Origin of the sequence: Rhizobium album, assembly GCF_003122325.1 — a bacterium.
In the GTDB taxonomy this organism is placed as follows: Bacteria; Pseudomonadota; Alphaproteobacteria; order Rhizobiales; family Rhizobiaceae; genus Metarhizobium; species Metarhizobium album.
Genome location: NZ_QFBC01000006.1, coordinates 1 through 17,291, shown reverse-complemented (window position 1 = coordinate 17,291; position 17,291 = coordinate 1). Strand labels below are relative to the sequence as shown.

The 17,291-nt window shown below is 60.7% G+C and carries 20 protein-coding genes; 12 read left to right on the top strand and 8 right to left on the bottom strand.

Features of this window, described 5'->3' with window-relative positions:
• Positions 1 to 42: 42 nt before the first annotated feature.
• On the bottom strand, positions 43 to 1,320 hold the full coding sequence (locus DEM27_RS14610) for an ABC transporter substrate-binding protein (RefSeq protein ID WP_245445849.1): 1,278 nt from the start codon (positions 1,318 to 1,320) through the stop codon (positions 43 to 45).
• 70 nt (positions 1,321 to 1,390) lie between these two features.
• On the bottom strand, positions 1,391 to 2,788 hold the full coding sequence (locus DEM27_RS14605; RefSeq protein ID WP_109458997.1) for an amidase: 1,398 nt from the start codon (positions 2,786 to 2,788) through the stop codon (positions 1,391 to 1,393).
• 143 nt (positions 2,789 to 2,931) lie between these two features.
• Here DEM27_RS14605 and DEM27_RS14600 point away from each other — a divergent pair, with 143 nt between their 5' ends.
• Complete coding sequence (locus DEM27_RS14600) at positions 2,932 to 3,891, top strand: LysR family transcriptional regulator (RefSeq protein ID WP_109458996.1); 960 nt, start codon at positions 2,932 to 2,934, stop codon at positions 3,889 to 3,891.
• Between the two features lie 115 nt (positions 3,892 to 4,006).
• Positions 4,007 to 4,468: a YbhB/YbcL family Raf kinase inhibitor-like protein gene (locus DEM27_RS14595; RefSeq protein ID WP_109458995.1), complete on the top strand. Its 462-nt coding sequence runs from the start codon at positions 4,007 to 4,009 to the stop codon at positions 4,466 to 4,468.
• A 175-nt stretch (positions 4,469 to 4,643) separates the two neighbouring features.
• On the opposite strand, the gene DEM27_RS14590 is transcribed toward DEM27_RS14595, so the two are convergent.
• Complete coding sequence (locus DEM27_RS14590) at positions 4,644 to 5,279, bottom strand: outer membrane protein (RefSeq protein ID WP_109459272.1); 636 nt, start codon at positions 5,277 to 5,279, stop codon at positions 4,644 to 4,646.
• Positions 5,280 to 5,750: 471 nt separating this feature from the next.
• Between DEM27_RS14590 and DEM27_RS14585 the strand changes: the two genes are divergently transcribed.
• The 7 genes from DEM27_RS14585 to mnhG all read left to right on the top strand — a co-directional run bounded on the left by DEM27_RS14585 (position 5,751) and on the right by mnhG (position 12,202).
• The gene (locus tag DEM27_RS14585; RefSeq protein ID WP_109458994.1) at positions 5,751 to 6,023 is read left to right on the top strand and encodes a hypothetical protein; all 273 of its coding nucleotides are present in this window, start codon (positions 5,751 to 5,753) and stop codon (positions 6,021 to 6,023) included.
• Between the two features lie 148 nt (positions 6,024 to 6,171).
• Positions 6,172 to 9,087 carry a monovalent cation/H+ antiporter subunit A gene (locus DEM27_RS14580; protein ID WP_109458993.1) on the top strand — a complete coding sequence of 972 codons (2,916 nt, stop codon included), beginning with the start codon at positions 6,172 to 6,174 and terminating at the stop codon, positions 9,085 to 9,087.
• The gene (locus DEM27_RS14575) at positions 9,087 to 9,431 is read left to right on the top strand and encodes a Na+/H+ antiporter subunit C (RefSeq protein ID WP_109458992.1); all 345 of its coding nucleotides are present in this window, start codon (positions 9,087 to 9,089) and stop codon (positions 9,429 to 9,431) included. The genes DEM27_RS14580 and DEM27_RS14575 overlap by 1 nt, the downstream gene beginning before the upstream one ends.
• Positions 9,428 to 11,065 carry a monovalent cation/H+ antiporter subunit D gene (locus DEM27_RS14570; protein ID WP_109458991.1) on the top strand — a complete coding sequence of 546 codons (1,638 nt, stop codon included), beginning with the start codon at positions 9,428 to 9,430 and terminating at the stop codon, positions 11,063 to 11,065. Before DEM27_RS14575 ends, DEM27_RS14570 begins: the two co-directional genes overlap by 4 nt.
• Positions 11,062 to 11,547: a Na+/H+ antiporter subunit E gene (locus DEM27_RS14565; protein ID WP_109458990.1), complete on the top strand. Its 486-nt coding sequence runs from the start codon at positions 11,062 to 11,064 to the stop codon at positions 11,545 to 11,547. Before DEM27_RS14570 ends, DEM27_RS14565 begins: the two co-directional genes overlap by 4 nt.
• A complete protein-coding gene (locus DEM27_RS14560; RefSeq protein WP_109458989.1) occupies positions 11,544 to 11,825 on the top strand; it encodes a K+/H+ antiporter subunit F in 282 nt (93 codons plus the stop codon). The genes DEM27_RS14565 and DEM27_RS14560 overlap by 4 nt, the downstream gene beginning before the upstream one ends.
• Before the next feature lie 20 nt (positions 11,826 to 11,845).
• A complete protein-coding gene (gene mnhG, locus DEM27_RS14555; protein WP_109459271.1) occupies positions 11,846 to 12,202 on the top strand; it encodes a monovalent cation/H(+) antiporter subunit G in 357 nt (118 codons plus the stop codon).
• 22 nt (positions 12,203 to 12,224) lie between these two features.
• On the opposite strand, the gene DEM27_RS14550 is transcribed toward mnhG, so the two are convergent.
• On the bottom strand, positions 12,225 to 12,410 hold the full coding sequence (locus DEM27_RS14550) for a hypothetical protein (RefSeq protein WP_109458988.1): 186 nt from the start codon (positions 12,408 to 12,410) through the stop codon (positions 12,225 to 12,227).
• Between the two features lie 472 nt (positions 12,411 to 12,882).
• On the opposite strand from DEM27_RS14550, the gene DEM27_RS14545 reads away from it, so the two are divergent.
• Complete coding sequence (locus DEM27_RS14545) at positions 12,883 to 13,134, top strand: ribbon-helix-helix domain-containing protein (protein WP_109458987.1); 252 nt, start codon at positions 12,883 to 12,885, stop codon at positions 13,132 to 13,134.
• Positions 13,135 to 13,136: 2 nt separating this feature from the next.
• Positions 13,137 to 13,496 (top strand): type II toxin-antitoxin system RelE/ParE family toxin, encoded by a 360-nt coding sequence (locus DEM27_RS14540; RefSeq protein ID WP_109458986.1) that lies wholly within the window; start codon positions 13,137 to 13,139, stop codon positions 13,494 to 13,496.
• Between the two features lie 556 nt (positions 13,497 to 14,052).
• Here the strand turns inward: DEM27_RS14540 and DEM27_RS14530 are convergent.
• From DEM27_RS14530 to DEM27_RS14510, 4 genes are all read right to left on the bottom strand, one after another.
• Entirely contained in the window at positions 14,053 to 15,081 is a 1,029-nt protein-coding gene (locus tag DEM27_RS14530; RefSeq protein ID WP_245445847.1) for a tyrosine-type recombinase/integrase, read from the bottom strand.
• 301 nt (positions 15,082 to 15,382) lie between these two features.
• Positions 15,383 to 15,706, bottom strand: coding sequence for a BrxR family helix-turn-helix transcriptional regulator (locus DEM27_RS14520; protein ID WP_109458983.1), 324 nt, complete (start codon positions 15,704 to 15,706; stop codon positions 15,383 to 15,385).
• Positions 15,707 to 15,875: 169 nt separating this feature from the next.
• Complete coding sequence (locus DEM27_RS14515) at positions 15,876 to 16,415, bottom strand: hypothetical protein (RefSeq protein WP_109458982.1); 540 nt, start codon at positions 16,413 to 16,415, stop codon at positions 15,876 to 15,878.
• Positions 16,408 to 16,692 (bottom strand): hypothetical protein, encoded by a 285-nt coding sequence (locus DEM27_RS14510; protein ID WP_109458981.1) that lies wholly within the window; start codon positions 16,690 to 16,692, stop codon positions 16,408 to 16,410. The genes DEM27_RS14515 and DEM27_RS14510 overlap by 8 nt, the downstream gene beginning before the upstream one ends.
• A 381-nt stretch (positions 16,693 to 17,073) precedes the next feature.
• Here DEM27_RS14510 and DEM27_RS34010 point away from each other — a divergent pair, with 381 nt between their 5' ends.
• Positions 17,074 to 17,247, top strand: a complete 174-nt coding sequence (locus tag DEM27_RS34010) for a hypothetical protein (protein WP_165823392.1) — start codon at positions 17,074 to 17,076, stop codon at positions 17,245 to 17,247.
• Positions 17,248 to 17,291: the final 44 nt, after the last annotated feature.

Genomic DNA, 17,291 nt, shown 5'->3' with positions numbered 1-17,291 from the left:
CCCGCATCACCCGCATTCACCGATGATGGTTATCCGTCGTGGTTATTTGAACCACGGCGGCAGGACGAAGCTGTCGGTGGCGTAGAGCGCCGGGGCGATGAGCTTCGGGTCGGTCTTGTAATCCTGGTGCTGCAGGAACTGGTGCGGCATGCCGAGCGACGGGTCGGCGACCTGCGTCGGGTAGCAATAGGTCGACTGGCCGGCCGGATCGGCGCGGTAGGTGCCGTTGACGCCGCGGTAGACGTTGCGGCGCAGCGCGGCGGCCACCTTCTGCGTCTGTTCCTTGTTGAACGGCTCGCTGGGGCCGCCGGCGATGGCTGCCGCAATCGCCCACATCCACAAGCCGTCATAGGTCTGCGAACCGGTGATATAGGCCGAATTCGGGCCGAACTTGGCACGGTAGGCTTCGCGGAACGGCTTGGAAAAATCGTCCGGCAGGCAGCCGACGACCGTCGAATAGATGACGCCGTTGACGGCTTCGCCGCCGATTTCGCGGAAGGCCGGCAGCGACGGGCCGTACTGCATGTAGACCAGGCTGTTGATCGGTTGCGCCAGGAACTGCACCATGAACTGGGCAAGGTCCTGCGGCAGGAAGTGGGTGACGATGATTGCCGCCGGCGGATCCTGGCGCAGCTTGGCGAGCGTCGGTCCCCATTGGTTGGTCGGAAAGGGTACGGTCTCGAACAGGCTGATTTCGAAGCCGTATTCCGTCGCCTTGTCGCGAATGGCGTTGGCGATGACGATCGAATATTCGTTCGCCGAGGGAATGATGGCGATCTTCTTGTTCGGCGCCTTCCACTTGTCGCCTTCCGACAATGTCTTCAGGAAGTTGAGGCAGCCGGGGCCGTACCAATATTCCGGCGGGTCGCCCTGGAAGCAGCCGTAGTAGCGATCGGGATCGGTCTTGAACTTTTCGTTGTGCGAAATCAGCGTGTTGTAGTGCATCATGATGACGTCATTGTCGGCGGCAATGTCCATCTCGATCATGTTGGTGCCGACATTGTAGCCGTTCATCAGCACCGGCGTGCTAAAGCGGTCGATGAGACGCTGCATCGCCTGGCTGACGATGTCGGCGCCCATTTCCTTGGTGTCTTCGACGTGGATTTCGATCGGCCGACCCAAAATGCCGCCGGCAGCGTTGATTTCTTCGGCGGCGAGATCGAGGCCGTTCTTGAACTCGATGCCGTCAGCCGCGGCAAAACCCGACATCGGCAAGGCCGAACCGACCGGGATCGGCGTCGTGTCCTGCGCGCGGGCAGTGCTGTTGATGTTGGCGAGAAGTGTACCGGCGGCTCCCGCGCCGATCACTCCCTGTAGCATTGCACGTCTCTTCATCATAACGGTACCCCTTTTATCCTTGGTTGTCAGTCGTCATGCGTCAGTCATGTGCTTACCTGGAGAAGAGCACCTCCAGGCTCGCCGCGGCGGAAAGGACGCGGGCATCGGCGCCACGCGCTCCGATGATCTGGAAACTCACCGGCAGGCCTTCCGGCGTCGCACCGCACGGTATCACACAGGCCGGCTGCTGGCTGAGATTGATCGGAAAATTGAAGGCGGCCCATTCCGTCCAGCGTCGGTAGCGGCCGTCGGCGGGAAATTCGAGACCGGCTTCGAAGGCCGGGATGGCCGTGCCGGGCGAGACGACAAAGTCGTACGTCTCCAGCAGCCGGTCCATGGCGCTGCCGAATTCGGAGCGGCGCACCTGCGCGGCAATCAGGCCCTTGGCATCGATCCGGCCGCCTTGCGCGGCAATATCGAGGAAGCCCGGGTCGATGCCGGCACGCTCGCTTTCGGGAACAAGCGCCAGTCTCGCAGCAGCACCGGTGAACCAGTGATGGTGGAAGAGATCGAGATGGTTTTCGCCCGGCAGCACGATCGGCTCGACGCTGGCGCCCGCCGCCCGCAGTTCCGCCACGCGGGCATCGACGATACGCTTGACGTCGGCATCGACCGCGCCGACAGGCGGCTCTGACCAGTAACCGATCTTCAGGCCGGACAGATCCACTGCCTCGTCATCGAGCGGTGCCAACTGGCCGGCGCCCTGTGCCCAGTCCTGCAGGTCGCGGCCGGACATGATCTTCAGCATCGCTTTCGCATCCGCAGCGCTACGCGTCATCGGCCCGAGATGGGCAACCGTGCCGAAAGCACTGGCCGGGTAGGCGGGTACGCGTCCGAAGGTCGGTTTCAGGCCGACGATGCCGCAGAAGGAGGCCGGGACGCGGATCGAGCCGCCGCCGTCGGTGCCGAGATGGAAGACGCCTGCACCGGTCGCCGCCGCCACCGCCGCACCGCCGGAGGAGCCGCCGGAACCCTTGCTGGGATCGACAGGATTGCGGGTGATGCCGCACAGCGTGCTGTCGGTAACGGCTTTCCAACCGAATTCCGGCGTCGTCGTCTGGCCGATGAACACGGCGCCGGCAGCGCGCATCCGCTCGACGGCGGGCGCATCGGCGCGATAAGGCTCGGCAGGCGTCGTTTTGCTGCCGTAGCGAACGCTCCAGCCGTCGACCCAGACGATGTCCTTGAGCGTGGTGGGAACGCCGTCGGCGTCGGAAAGCGGTTCGCCGGCCCGCCAGCGCTTCTCCGATGCGGCGGCAGCTTCGAGAGCGCCCTTGCGATCGACGAAGGTAAAGGCATTCAGCGACGCATTGATGTCTTCCGCCCGGTCCATGACCGCGGTCGCGACCTCGACGGGCGAAACGTCGCCTGCGCCAAACGCCTTGGCGAGCGCCGCGGCATCCAGAAGGCACAGGGAATTGATCCCGGAAAGTGGGTTGGTTTTCGACATTCTGCTTTTGAACCCCTTGTCTTCACCATCCGCTCTATCGGCGGATTTGATTTGACGAGGGCAGTCTGCCGCTTTCTTTTCGTTTCACAAAATGTATTATTCAGAAGAACTTTTTCTATTTTATGTAACAATTTTGGCGTGCCATGAACCTCACCATTCGTCAGCTCCGGTATGTCAGCGAGGTCGCCCGGCTGGGCAGCGTCCAGGCCGCCTCGAAGGCGCTCTACATTTCGCAATCCTCGATCCTGGCGGCCATTGCTTTGGCGGAAGGCGAGATGGGCGCCCGTATCTTCGACCGCCGTCCGGCGCGGGGCGTGCAGATCACCCCGGCGGGCGAACGCTTCGTCAGTGCCGCGCGCGTCATGCTGTCGGCGGCCAACGAATTCAACCGGGCGATCGGCGATCTGAGCGACCGGGTTCCCAAGGTGCTGCGGATCGGCTGCTTCGAGCCGTTCGGCGCGCTGTTCATGCCGGAGATGCTGCGCAGCTACGTCGACAATGTCGGCGACGTCGAAATCGATCTTCTCGAAGGCGACCAGGTGCAGTTGCAGGCCTGGCTTGCGGAAGGCCTGATCGATCTGGCCATTCTCTACGATATCGGCCCGATCCACACCGACAGCGTCACCCGCATCTGCCGCGTGCCGGCGCATGCCGTGCTGCATGCCGACGATCCGCTGGCCGGACGCGATGCCGTCTGGCTGTCGGATCTCGCCACCCGGCCGCTGGTGTTGCTCGACATGCCGCAGACGGCGACCTACCTGCTGACCCTGTTCGACGTGCTGGCCAAACGCCCCGAGGTGCGCTTTCACACCCGCTCCTACGAGACCGTCCGTTCCGCCGTCGCCTCCGGCTTCGGCATGTCGGTGCTCAACATGCGCCCGATCGGCCGGGCGACGTCGGACGGCGCCGCCATCGTGCGGCGGCCGATCCTCGACGATCTGCCGCCGCCGACCCTGATCGTCGCCGACATGTACGGCGCGGCCAAGCCGCTTTTCGTGCGCATCTTCATCGAAATCTTCCGGCGCTTCTTCCACGCGATCGGGCCTTCGGTCTTCTCGGTCACGCAGCCGGCGAAGGAACCCTATCTGCTGGTGGAAAGCTGACCTCCGGCGGAACTTCCCGCCGTCATGGGCGTTTTCCATCGATGGCCCGCATAGGATCAACAGTCTGTTGCTTTTGAGGGCTCATCGAACTTACGACAGGAGAAAGGAGCATGGAATGACCTTGACCCTCGTATGCACGGCTTTTGCCGAGGGCGACCAGATTCCCCAGAAATATGCGCGATCCGGAGAAAACCTGCTTCCGCCCCTGCGCTGGCAAGGCGCGCCCCCCAATGTGCAGAGTTTTGCCCTGATCGTCGAAGACCCCGATGCGCCGAGCGGAACGTTCCGCCACTGCGGCATCTTCGACATTCCTGCCGACTGGCGCGACCTGCCGGTTGGCATGGATGCGAAACATGGCGGCCTGCATTTTTCCGAAAATGATTTCGGTTACGCCCGTTATGACGGTCCGCAGCCGCCGCGCGGCCACGGCCTCCACCATTATCACTTCAAGCTGGCGGCGCTGGACGTTCCGAGCCTGCCGGTCACGGCGGCTGCCGGAGTGGAAGCGATGTGGCGGGAAGCGCGTCGGCATATCATCAGCCAGGCGTCCCTGACGGGGACGTTCGAGATGCAGTGAGTTTTTCGGGGATGGGCTGATCCCTCTCCAACGTCGTCCTCGGGCTTGTCCCGAGGATCTGCCGTCGCCTGCCAAGCAATTGACGATAAAGAATAAATCAAACATGCCTGAATCCTCGGGACAAGCCCGAGGATGGCGAATAAATGGGTGGTGCTACGGCTGAAGGCAACGATTTTTAGAACTTCACGCCGATACCGATCATCAGCGTATGCTGCTTCGGATCGACGTCGATGCCGGAAATGCTCTTTTCGCCATAGTCGCTAAAGCGGTATTCGGCGCGTCCGAAGACTTTTTGCGTGAAGGCGTAATCGACGCCGGCGCCGACCGTATAGCCGTTGAACGTGGCGCGATCCGTGCCAGCGCCGGGCACGTCGGCGTAGCCGCGAGTGACTGCCCAGCCGGCCGTCGCATAGATCAATGCATTGTCAAGCGCATAACCGACGCGGGCGCGCACCGATCCACTCAGATCCGTTCCGGCATCGACGCCACCTCCGATACCTTTTTCGTTCCAGTTGTAGTTCAGGTCGCCTTCGGCACCCAGAACCACATTGTTGTCGAGGAGATAGTTATAGCCGACGAAACCGCCGAGGATGCCGCCATTGAAATGTTCCCGGTCATTGAATCCAGGACCGTCAAGATCGCCTCTAAGCCAACTGCCGCCGCCCTGCAGACCGATATAAGGTCCGCTCCAACTGAAGGTCTCGGGCGTTGCGATCACTTCCGGAGCGATGGGCTCCTGGTAGACGAGATCAGCGGCCAAGGCAGGTGTGGTTGCCAGCAATAAGGCCGAACTTGCGATAATGGCTTTCATGGTGCCCTCCGACAGGATATCCGGTTCTTCCTCGCGATCATCTAAACGTCCCTGGACAAGGATTGTTCCCTGTGCCTTGCATTCGATCGCAAGAGCCGGAAGGATCATCCTCGCCGATCATGGCAAATTGGTGTGGCCGCATGCCGGGATTTACCCTCGGGACCGAAGCAAAAAAGCCTTCAAAATAGAAAAAAATACCGCTCCATCACCATTTCCGTGTTCCGTTGTGCCGTCTTCCTCATGCTTCTGCTGTGGCGCCAGAATAAAATACCAATTTCCATCTTTTTCGTGTGGACATCGGAGGATGGGATGCCTTAAAGTGCTCAAAGTGGTGGAAAAGCCGCGATTCCCGAGGATATTCAAAGCAGGCCGGAGGCACGATTGATCGGAGCGTTTTCATCCTTTTTCGGAAAACGTCGCTGCTCACCCTGTCTTTCCGCTATCGTTGCCGTGCTTTTGGTGACATTGTCCATGAACGGCGCTGCTTCCGCCGGTGCGGAGCGCATGGCGCTGGAGCGCGCTGCCGCGCCCGACGAGGTGGGGTCGGGAGACGCGGCTGCATCTTTCGAGCGTCTTTTTGTAATTGCTCCCGTCGCGATGGAACGGCTTTTCGTGCTCGTGCCGCCAACGACCGGCGCCGCCGATCTGGGACCGGGTGCAACGAATGCCAGGCTTTCGGCCGTTCGGGTCGCTGATTTCCCATTGTCGTCGCTGTCGCGCGGCCCGCCGGCTTCTCGTTTCTGACATGCCTGTCCGCTGGCCGGGGCGGTGATGCGTCGGTCTTCTTGCAGGAAGGAACTGTCGGGTTCCGCAAGCCGTCCTTTGCCGATCCGGACGGAATTGTGACCCTTCCAGTGTTTTCCTGAAGCCTTAGCTGCAAGCCGAAAACGACATGAACGACGAGGACCTTCTCCTTCTTCTCCTGACGCTTCCCTTCCTTGGAAGCTTCGCCGCCGCGTTGCTGAAGACGGCAGCGCGCACCGCCGCGGCGTCCCTGGCGGGACTGGTCGCCCTGGCCGCCCTGGTGATCACCGCGGCCCTCTATCCGTCGGTTGCCGGCGGCAATGTCGTGCGCATATCGTTCGAGTGGTTGCCGACGCTCGATCTGAACTTCACCCTGCGGATGGACGGGTTTGCCTGGATGTTTGCGATGCTGATCACCGGCATCGGTCTCCTGGTGGCAGTCTATGCCCACTACTACATGTCGAAGGAGGACCCGGTTCCGCGGTTCTTCTCTTTCCTGCTCGCCTTCATGGGGGCGATGCTGGGGATCGCGCTGTCGGGAAACCTGATCCTGCTGGCGATCTTCTGGGAATTGACGAGCATCGTATCCTTCCTGCTGATCGGCTATTGGCACCAGAACGCCGCAGCTCGCGACGGTTCCCGCATGGCATTGACGGTCACCGGCATGGGCGGCCTCTGTCTCCTTGTCGGCCTGCTGCTGCTCGGCCATATCGCCGGCGGTTACGATCTCGACAAGGTTCTGGCGGCGGGCGATGCGATCCGCGCCCACCCGCTCTATCTGCCGGCGCTCATCCTGGTGCTGATGGGGGCTCTGACCAAGAGCGCGCAGTTTCCCTTTCATTTCTGGCTGCCGAACGCCATGGCGGCCCCGACGCCGGTTTCGGCCTACCTGCATTCGGCGACCATGGTGAAGGCCGGCGTCTTCCTGCTGGTGCGGCTCTGGCCGGCGCTGTCCGGCACCTATGAATGGTTCTGGCTGGTCGGGCTCGCCGGCACGGCGACATTGCTGCTGGGCGCCTATTTCGCCATTTTCCAGCAGGACCTGAAGGGCCTGCTTGCCTATTCGACCATCAGCCATCTGGGGCTGATCACCACGCTGCTCAGCCTCGGCAGTCCGCTGGCGGCGGTGGCTGCGATCTTCCACATGATGAACCATGCGACATTCAAGGCATCGCTGTTCATGGCAGCCGGCATCATCGACCATGAGACCGGCACGCGTGACATGCGGCGACTGAGCGGGCTCTTCCGGTTCCTGCCGATCACCGCGACGCTCGCCATGGTCGCAAGCGCCGCCATGGCGGGCGTGCCGCTGCTCAACGGCTTCCTGTCGAAAGAGATGTTCTTTGCCGAAACCGTCGAAACCCATGCGGATTCGATGCTCGACAAGGCCTTGCCCTATATCGCGACCATCGCCGGCGCCTTTGCCGTCACCTATTCGCTGCGCTTCATCCACACCGTCTTCTTCGGCCCGCCGCCGACCGATCTGCCGAAGGCCGAGCCGCACGAGCCGCCGCACTGGATGCGCCTGCCGATCGAGCTTCTGGTGCTGCTGTGCCTGATCGTCGGCATGGTTCCGGCCATGTCCATCGGCCCGTTCCTGCACACCGCCGTCACCGCCGTGCTCGGCACCGAAACGCCGGAATACAGCCTTGCGGTCTGGCACGGCTTCAACCTGCCGCTGGTCATGAGTATCGTGGCGTTAGCCGCAGGTACTTTACTATACCTCTTGCTGCGCCGCTATCTTGCCACCTGCGAAAACGGACCGCCGCTCTTTCGTCACCTGCAGGGACAGCGCATCTTCGAGCGCATCCTCGTTACCGTTTCGTGGAAATGGGCTCGCTGGCTGGAAGCCTATAGCGGCACCCGCCGGCTGCAGCCGCAATTGCGGCTTCTGACGGCGCTGGGTTTCGTCGCCGCCTTCGTGCCTCTGTATTTCGGCGGCTTCCATCCGCGGCCGCTGTCCTTCGCCCGGCCGGACCTGGTCTTCTCGATGATATGGCTGATCGGCATCTTCTCCGCCCTCGGCGCTGCCTATCAGGCGAAATATCATCGGGTGGCGGCGCTGACGATGCTCGGCGGGGCAGGGCTGATGACCTGCCTGACCTTTGTCTGGCTTTCCGCCCCAGATCTGGCGCTCACCCAGCTGCTGGTCGAGGTTGTGACCACCGTGCTCATCCTGCTCGGCCTGCGCTGGCTGCCGAAACGCAACGAGAAGATCGACAACACCGTCAACTTCTCCGGCCGGCTCCGCCGCCTGCGCGACCTCACCATCGCGGTCGCCTGCGGTATCGGCATGTCGCTGCTCTCCTATGCGGTGATGACGCTGCCGGTGCCGGATGCCATTGCCAATTATTTCCTGGAAAAAGCCTATACCGAAGGCGGCGGGCGCAATGTCGTCAATGTCATCCTGGTCGATTTCCGCGCCTTCGACACGATGGGCGAGATCACCGTGCTCGCCATCGTCGCCCTGACCGTCTTTGCCCTGCTGCGCCGGTTCCGTCCGGCCGCCGACAGTGTCGCGGTGCCGGAGCAGCAGCGCATCCAGAATGCCTATGACGATGCCCGTCCCGAGCGCGCGCCGGGCGATACCGTGCGCGATTACCTGCTGGTGCCGTCGGTGATCATGCAGTGGCTGTTCCCGGTCATCATCACCTTCGCAGCCTTCCTGTTCGTCCGCGGCCATGATCTGCCGGGCGGCGGTTTTGCCGCCGGCATCGCCATGGCGATCGCCTTCCTGCTGCAATATCTCGCCGGCGGCGCGCGCTGGGCGGAAGACCGCCTGCGCATCCTGCCGGTCCGCTGGATCGGCGCCGGCCTGCTGACCGCCGCCGCTACGGGCATGGGGTCGTGGCTGTTCGGCCGGCCGTTCCTGACGACGTATGCGCAATATGTCGACATTCCGCTGATCGGCAAGGTTCCGCTGGCGACGGCGATGCTCTTTGATCTCGGCGTCTTCGCACTCGTGGTCGGCGCCACCGTTCTGATGTTGATCGCACTTGCCCACCAGTCGATCCGCGTTTACCGCGTCCGTTCGCCGGAACCGCTCAAGTCGGAGGAGGCGTGATGGAACTCGTTCTCGCAATCGGTATCGGCGTGATGACCGGCTCCGGTGTCTGGCTTCTCCTGCGCCCGCGCACCTATCAGGTGATCGTCGGGCTTTCGCTGCTGTCTTATGCCGTCAACCTGTTCATTTTCGGCGTTGGTGGCATCAAGCGGCACGCGCCGCCGATCCTGCCGGAGGGCGGTATCGCCGATCCGGCAAGATTCACCGATCCGGTGCCGCAGGCCCTGGTGCTGACGGCGATCGTCATCGGTTTCGCCACCACGGCGCTGTTCCTGGTGGTACTGCTGGCCTCCCGCGGCCTGACCGGCACCGACCATGTCGACGGGCGGGAGCAGTCGAAATGAGTTTTTGGTCCGAACACCTGGTCATCGCGCCTATTCTAATCCCGCTCGTCGTCGGCGCCATCCTGGTGCTGCTCGACGAAAAGCGCCGTGTCGCCAAGTCGATGATCAGCGTGCTGTCGACGCTGGCGCTGCTCGTCGTCGCCGTGCAGATCATGCGTTATGTCAGCGCGGTACATGCGCCGGGCGCGTCCGTGACCGCCGTCTACATGCTCGGCAACTGGCCGGCGCCCTTCGGCATCGTTCTCGTCGCCGACCGGCTGTCGGCGATGATGCTGGTGCTGACCGCGCTTCTGGCGCTGGCCTCGCTGATCTTTTCTCTGGCGCGCTGGCACAAGGCGGGGCCGCATTTCCACACGTTGTTCCAACTGCTGCTGATGGGGCTGAACGGCGCCTTCCTGACGGGGGATCTCTTCAATCTCTTCGTCTTCTTCGAAGTGATGCTGGCGGCTTCCTACGGGCTCCTGCTGCACGGCTCCGGCCCGGCGCGCGTCAAGGCGGGCCTGCACTACATCGCCGTCAACCTGGCGGCGGCATTGCTGTTCCTGATCGGCGTCAGCCTGATCTACGGCATCACCGGAACGCTGAACATGGCCGATCTCGCGGCACGCATTCCCGAGCTGCCGCATGAAAACCGCATCCTGCTGGAGGCCGGCTGCGCCGTGCTGGGGGTCGCTTTCCTGGTCAAGGCCGGCATGTGGCCGCTGAATTTCTGGCTGCCGCCGGCCTATACCGCCGCTGCCGCTCCCGTTGCGGCCATCTTCGCGGTCATGAGCAAGCTCGGCGTCTACGTCATAATGCGGCTTTCGCTGCTGCTGTTCGGTGACCAGGCCCAGGAATCGGCAGGCTTCGGCTTCGACGTTCTGCTGTATGGCGGCATGATCACCATGGCGTTCGGCGCCGTCGGGGTCGTGGCGTCCCAGGCGCTCGGCCGGCTTGCCGGTTATTCCGTTCTTGTCTCCTCCGGTACGATGCTCGCCGCCGTCGGCTGGGGCTCGACCGGCGTCACCGCGGGCGCGCTGTTTTATATGGTCAGCTCGACATTGACGATTGCCGCTTTCTTCCTGCTCATCGAACTGGTCGAAAGAGGACAGGATGCCGGCGCCAACGTTCTTGCCGTCACCATGGAAGCCTATGGCGACGCCGACGAGGAAGAGGAGGATGACGAGGTGGGCGTGGCGATGCCCGGAACGCTGGCGGCGCTCGGCATCTGCTTCGGCATGTGCGGCATTCTGCTGGCGGGCCTGCCGCCGCTGTCTGGCTTCATCGCCAAGTTCGCCATGATGTCGTCGATGTTCAATCCCGCCGGGCTCGGCAGCGACCTTGCCATCCGCCCGTCCGCCTGGTGGCTGGTCGCCCTCATCATTCTGTCGGGATTGTCGGCGCTGATCGCCATGACGCGCGCCGGCATCCGCACCTTCTGGGCCTCGATCGAGGGAACCGTGCCGCGGGTGCTGGTGATGGAAATGGCGCCGGTGATCCTTCTGCTGTTCCTCACGGTGATGCTGACCCTCGAAGGCGGCTCGGTGATGGCCTATCTCGAGGAGACCGCCCGCAACCTGCATGTCCCGCAAAGCTATATGAACGACGTCATGAGCGCACAGCCGATCAAGCCACAGGAAGGGGGGCAGCCATGAGGACAATCCTTCCCTATCCGCTGCTGTTCGTCTCCCTGGTGCTGATGTGGCTATCGCTCAACCGGTTCTCCCTGGGGCATCTGGTGCTCGGTTCGGTGATCGCGCTGCTGGCATCGGCGGCGATGGCATCGCTGCGGCCGGACAAGCCGCAGCTGAAGAAGATCGGCTCGTTTGCCCGGCTGCTGGCCCTGGTCTTCTATGACATCATTCTCTCGAACCTGTCGGTGGCGTCGCAGATCCTCAACGACCGCAAAGGCCGGCGCAAACCCGGCTTCATGACCATTCCCCTGGAGATGACGAACCCGACGGGCCTTGCCATCCTGGCGGTGTTGCTGACCAGCACGCCGGGCACCGCCTGGCTCGAATATAATTCGACGGAGAGCACGCTCCTCATCCATATCCTCGACCTCAAGAACGAGGAGGAATGGCTGGAACTGATCAAGAATCGCTACGAACGCATGCTGATGGAGGTTTTCGAATGAGCGCCGACATTCTCTACTGGTCGATCGCCATCGCGCAGGTGCTGCTCGCCGTCGCCATGGCGTTCGCCTGCCTGCGGATGTTCCGCGGCCCGCGGGCACAGGATCGCGTTCTCGGGCTGGATACGCTTTACGTCAATTCCATGCTGCTGCTCATCACCTACGGCATCCGCGTTGGAAGCCCCATCTACTTCGAAGCCGCGCTGATCATCGGTCTTCTCGGTTTCGTGGCCACGGTGGCGCTGGCCAAATTCCTGATGCGCGGGGAGGTGATCGAGTGAGCTATCCAGACGAACTGCCGATGTGGGCGGCCCTTCTCGTCTCGTTTTTCCTGCTGCTCGGTGCCGGCCTGTCGCTGCTCGGCACCGTCGGCTTCCTGCGCTTCAAGTCGTTCTATGAACGCCTGCATGCGCCGACGCTCGGCACCAGCTGGGGCACCGGCGGTATCCTGACGGCCTCGATGATCTTCTTCACGGTGACGGAAGGGCGACCGGTCTTTCACGAAATCCTTATCGGTATCTTCGTCACCGTCACGACGCCGGTTACGCTGATGCTGCTCGCCAGGGCGGCACTCCACCGCGACCGCAGCGAAAACGACCCCACGGTGCCTTCGGCCAGCATCCTGACGAAACCGGGCAAGACGGTGATCGGCGATTAGGCGCCTGTTATAAACCCTCGCGTCAGCAGACCCAGGGCTCCGGTTCGCTGACGACGCGGCCCGACGTGTAGTCGCGAGTAAAGGCGACACGCTTTTCATCGTCACGGCGTTGCGAAAGATCGATGCGGCCAAGATCGACGAAGGTCGGCGGAAGCACGACGAGCGATCCGATTTCCATTTCCCGCTGGCGTGAAAGAAACTTGAACATGCGTGCCTCCCGTTTCGAAAGGAATCGCCTAAGCGTTTCCTATATCGAGTTGTGGAGGACATTCGTTAATACTCGATTAACCATAAATATTCGAAATTCTGGTGGTCCAGCGCTTGCGCGGGCGGCACAACCGTTCATTCTGTGGCTGCATGTCATAAGGGGTTCCAAGGGGCTTGCCCCTGGCGCACTTGCCGGTTTTCTTCCAGTCCGTCTTGTGGCTGGTTGGAAAACCGTGCAACGCATCGCCCGACACCCAATGCGTACCATATTGGGGCGATGCTTAGGTGCGCTGTACGCATTGATACATGCCTGCCGTGCCGGTTCAAGGTAGGAACTGATGAAGCAGGATGCGGTCGCAATCGCCCCTGAGCTAGATCGCAATTCTATAGTTCACGGAAACCCTATCAGGTGATGAATATTGACAATATTTGTCACGCTTCCCATAGTCTGGGTAGAACGAAAGGGTACGCCGATGCCGTCAGGTAGCATTCACGTCAAGGTCAGCGGTGCGCTGCAAGATCACATCCAGCAGCAGATTGGCGACGATGGCCTATATGAGAACGCCAGCGAATACATCCGCGCGCTTATACGCCGGGACCTGCAAAGCCGCGACGAGGCATGGGAGGCTTTGCAAAAGGAGCTAGCCCCCGCCATGCGCGCCGATGACAGTGAATTCGTCACCGTCTCGGCTGAGGACGTCATCCGTCGTAACAAGCGCCGCTGACCATGGCGGGATATCGCTTTTATCCCCGCGCGGACGCCGCGCAGGACAGGATTTGGCATGACACCGCGGAGACTTGGGGGGAGGCGCAGGCCGACGCCTATATTCGGGGACTGCATGCGCATTTGCAGTGCCTTTGCGAGAGTCGCCTGATTTGGCGGAGACTCCCGCAAAAAATGGCGGTCCCGGCCGACATCAAGCGAGAAGCTTATTTCAGCCGGTACGAGCACCACTATGTATTCTTCCGCGAACTGGGAAACGGTGATCTCGGTGTCACGAGCATCCTGCATGAACGCATGGATATGGCGGTACGCCTCAAGGAAGACCTTGCAGCGCTGCATGCTAAAGAAAGCAGATTGGAATAACCGCTACAGCGCGGTTCTGTTCACTCATGAAGGGTAGGCTCCTTCGTCGCCGGAGATTGATGGCCCTGGCATCAATGGTGTTCTTAAGGTGCACGGCATAGTGCTTTTCGATCATCTCCACACTCGTCCGGCAGTTTTTGGCAATCTGGTAGATGTCGGCGTCTTCCAGCAGGCGCGGGCAGATATAGGTAGCCGGAGGCTGTAAGCGGAGCGGCGATTTCCTTCGCGGTCAAACTTCAATTCGCAGTCCGCCAGCACCCTGTTAAACTGCTTCAACTGGCCCGCGCGGCTTTTATCCCGCGACTCGAAATATTCAAGCTAACTCATAATACAATTTTGATTGTAAGTCTTTGATTTTTTTGGTGAGAGCGCAGGGATTCGAACCCTGGACCTACTGATTAAAAGTCAGGATTTTATGTAATTATTCAAAATATGTAAGTGCAAACCGCCTCTTAAATCGAACATAAATTTTCAATATGTTATGATATGTTTGCAAACCAAGAAATTCCTCTTACCGCCAAACTCGCAATACAGTACGTCTCCATTGTGGGTTGAGTCAATCTGATTTCAATCGATCTTGAAAGTCCACCAATTTTGCCATTGCTTGCTCAGCCAGTTCAGTCTTTCCGCCGAGATAGTGAGCATCGAGAATCGCATCGACGTCACGCAGGCTGTGGCCCGTGATTGCTGCGATCTGTGCATTCGAGCAACCGGCGAGGGCCAGGCGCGTGACGGCCGTTCCGCGTAGGTCGTGGAAGGTTAGCCCTTCGATTTCTGCCTTGCCGACCGCTTTACTCCACGATGAACTGAAGCCGTCCAGCGTCCATGGCGTCCCGCGCGTATTCGTCAAGATAACAGGTGAACGCCTCTTCATCGTATCAAGCATCTCCTTCAGCGGTTGCCCGACAGGGATGACCACCTTGGCGCCGGTCTTGGATTGCTTGAAACGCAGTGTGCGCCCGTCGTAGGCGCTCCATGGAGTTCGAAGCAGATCGCCCTTTCGCTGACCCGTCCATAACGCCATCATCAGCGCCGCGCGAACTTCGACGCTGGCGGCCGCGATAAGACGCCCAATCAGCTCGTCGGTCCAGATTTTATCAGCGCGATCAGCTGAATAGAGCCGCCCGCCGCGCTCGGCAACATTCACTGATATTCGCCCGCTATCTTTTGCATGCGACAAGACGCGGGCGAGGGTGGTCCACGCATAGTCTGCGGTGCGCGGCCGGTCAGCCATGCTGTCACGCCACTTCTTAAACTCGCCACGGTGCCTTTTGTCCTGGATTGCAAATATCGGAACTTTTCCGAATTTTTCCCGGATCATATCGAGATAGCGATCGTATTCTCGGCGGGTCTTCTCAGCCTTGTTCAAGAAGTCAGTTGATGCGCGATACTCGGTAATCAGAGCATTCATAGTCTCTGACTTGTCGACTTGCCTGTCTTTTGTCGCATCAGCATATGCGCGAGGCAGCATAGGGTCGCCAGGCTGCATAGGCTCGCCGCTTTTTGTCTTAAGCATTGGCCCGCCGCGCCAAGCGTAGCAGTAATAAATGGTTTTTCCACTGGCCAAGGTCTTTTTGACCTTCATCAAGCCCTTAAGCCGAACCCGCATTTTCCCTCATCCACTTCTCATACGGATCTTCGTTGTCATTCGTGCCCAGGCCGCTAAGTTCGTCAAGCCGAGAGTCAATCGCCCGCTTGTCCCACTTCCGCGTGCCAGCGATGGGCCGCGGCATCTTCATAGTTGCCACCCACATAGAAAATGTGGATTCCGCGATGCCGCAGTAAGCCGCCGCCTCGCGTCTGCCGAGAAGGCGAGGGCCGTTGTCATTATCGTGCTTCATGGCACCACCGCCCTATTTAAGGGCGCTGGTGTTTGCGTATAGTCATTAGACATGATTGGCCTCGTACCGCTTGCGGCTGGCGTTGTAGGTCGCCCCGCCGGGGTTGATCTCCAGCCAGCGGCGAACGTCGAGGCTCGCCTGCGGAGCCGAAACCCCAAACGTCTGGCAAATTTCGAAGCGATTGAAGTGCCCGAATTTCTTGAGGCAGAACGATATGAACCACTGCCGGCGGTCGGGGTCGGACAGTTTGAGCGCGTCCTTGAGCGCCGCATTCTGCTGCTCAAGATCCTCGATCACCCGGCCGCGCCTATCCATCTCGGCCGCGATATCTTCGTATGAAGCTGATCGCTGGTAGACAACGATGCTCATCGCGAACCCTCCGATTTCGCCAGCGTAATGACGAGTGCGGCAAGGGCCTCGACCCTTTCGCATAGCCTCTCACGACCAGCGCAATCGCACTCACCATTGGCGAACTGGCAAATCTTGACGCCAATTCGCCTTTTGGTGTCATCATTGGATGCTGCTTGACGTAGGAAGCTCACGGTTCGGAGCCTCCCATGATCGCGCGGATGGCGTCCGCCGTTAACTCGCAGGCATCGGCCGCCAATAGAAAAGCATCATGCGAGCGATCCGATAAGGTGGTGGCTGCCTGTTTTTCAAAATGAGCGGCGTGCTCGTCGGCAATCTTCGCCGCGCGCTCGATGCCTTCGGCGAACCCGGATACACGGGCCTGATCGAGCTGTGCTTTCCACTCGACGTCCGTCATTTTGGTCTTGGGTGTGTCGGTCATCATACCCACCTCGAATAAGTGATTTGGAACCAAGCCCACCGCACCCACCAGATGGTTTCGCCGTTGGACTTCGCACGTTCGGTCAGAGACTTCCGGTGTGTGAAGGTTGGGCGCCACCAGAATGTTCTTGGGGGCCGGCGTTTCGATCAACGAGACCCAGGGCTTGGTGCGCTCTTCGAACGTCCCGTCATTTTTGCACCATGCGCGCCAGCACTCTTCGCAGTAGGCATCCTGCGCGTGGGCATAAAACTCGCGTTTGCAATTCGGGCAATGATCCAAGCTACGCATCGGAGCCCTCCGTGGTGGCGAGGCAGGACAAGATGCGGGCCTCAAAGTCAGCCTGCGCGGCTGCCTTGGCTTCGGCTTCGCGATGAAACCGTCCCGACGCATGTGGGGCCGCATCAACGACTTGCCACAGCCAATTGCCAAGGCCGTCATTCAGTGGGTCGGGGTAGGGCCAGACCATCCACTTCGCGCCAAGCGCAATTGCTGTCCGATCCTCGCGCCACTTTAGAGGCTTCACTCGCAAATTGTTCTTGGGGGAGGGGGTTTCAGGGTTCGTCATGCTGCGATCTCCATGTAGGCGCCGATCACTTCGGCCGCGACTTGCGGGACGATGGCATTGCCGTAGGCGCGCAGGCGTCCCATTTATGAAACCGTCCCGACGCATGTGGGGCCGCATCAACGACTTGCCACAGCCAATTGCCAAGGCCGTCATTCAGTGGGTCGGGGTAGGGCCAGACCATCCACTTCGCGCCAAGCGCAATTGCTGTCCGATCCTCGCGCCACTTTAGAGGCTTCACTCGCAAATTGTCCTGGGGCGCGCGGCCCTGATTTTGATCGCTCATCGAAAATTCCTCTTGCAATCCGGAAATAAATGTCCTAGATTTAGGACATGAACGGAAGGGAATTGTCCCGCCGATCTGGGCAAGGAGGCCCGAAAATCATGACCAACAATCAAATCCGCGCTCGCATCCTCGAAACTGCTGACAAGGTCGTCATCAAGCGTAACGGCGAAGTCCATGCCTACGGCGTTATGCCGAATAGCAATGTGACCGGCTGGTATCTGGTCGGCTTCCGTGACGAGCTGGCCCGTGAATTCGAAGGTGAAGCCGCATGACCGCAAAACTTCTGAAAGATGCCGGCGAGGCCCTTTATGGGCCT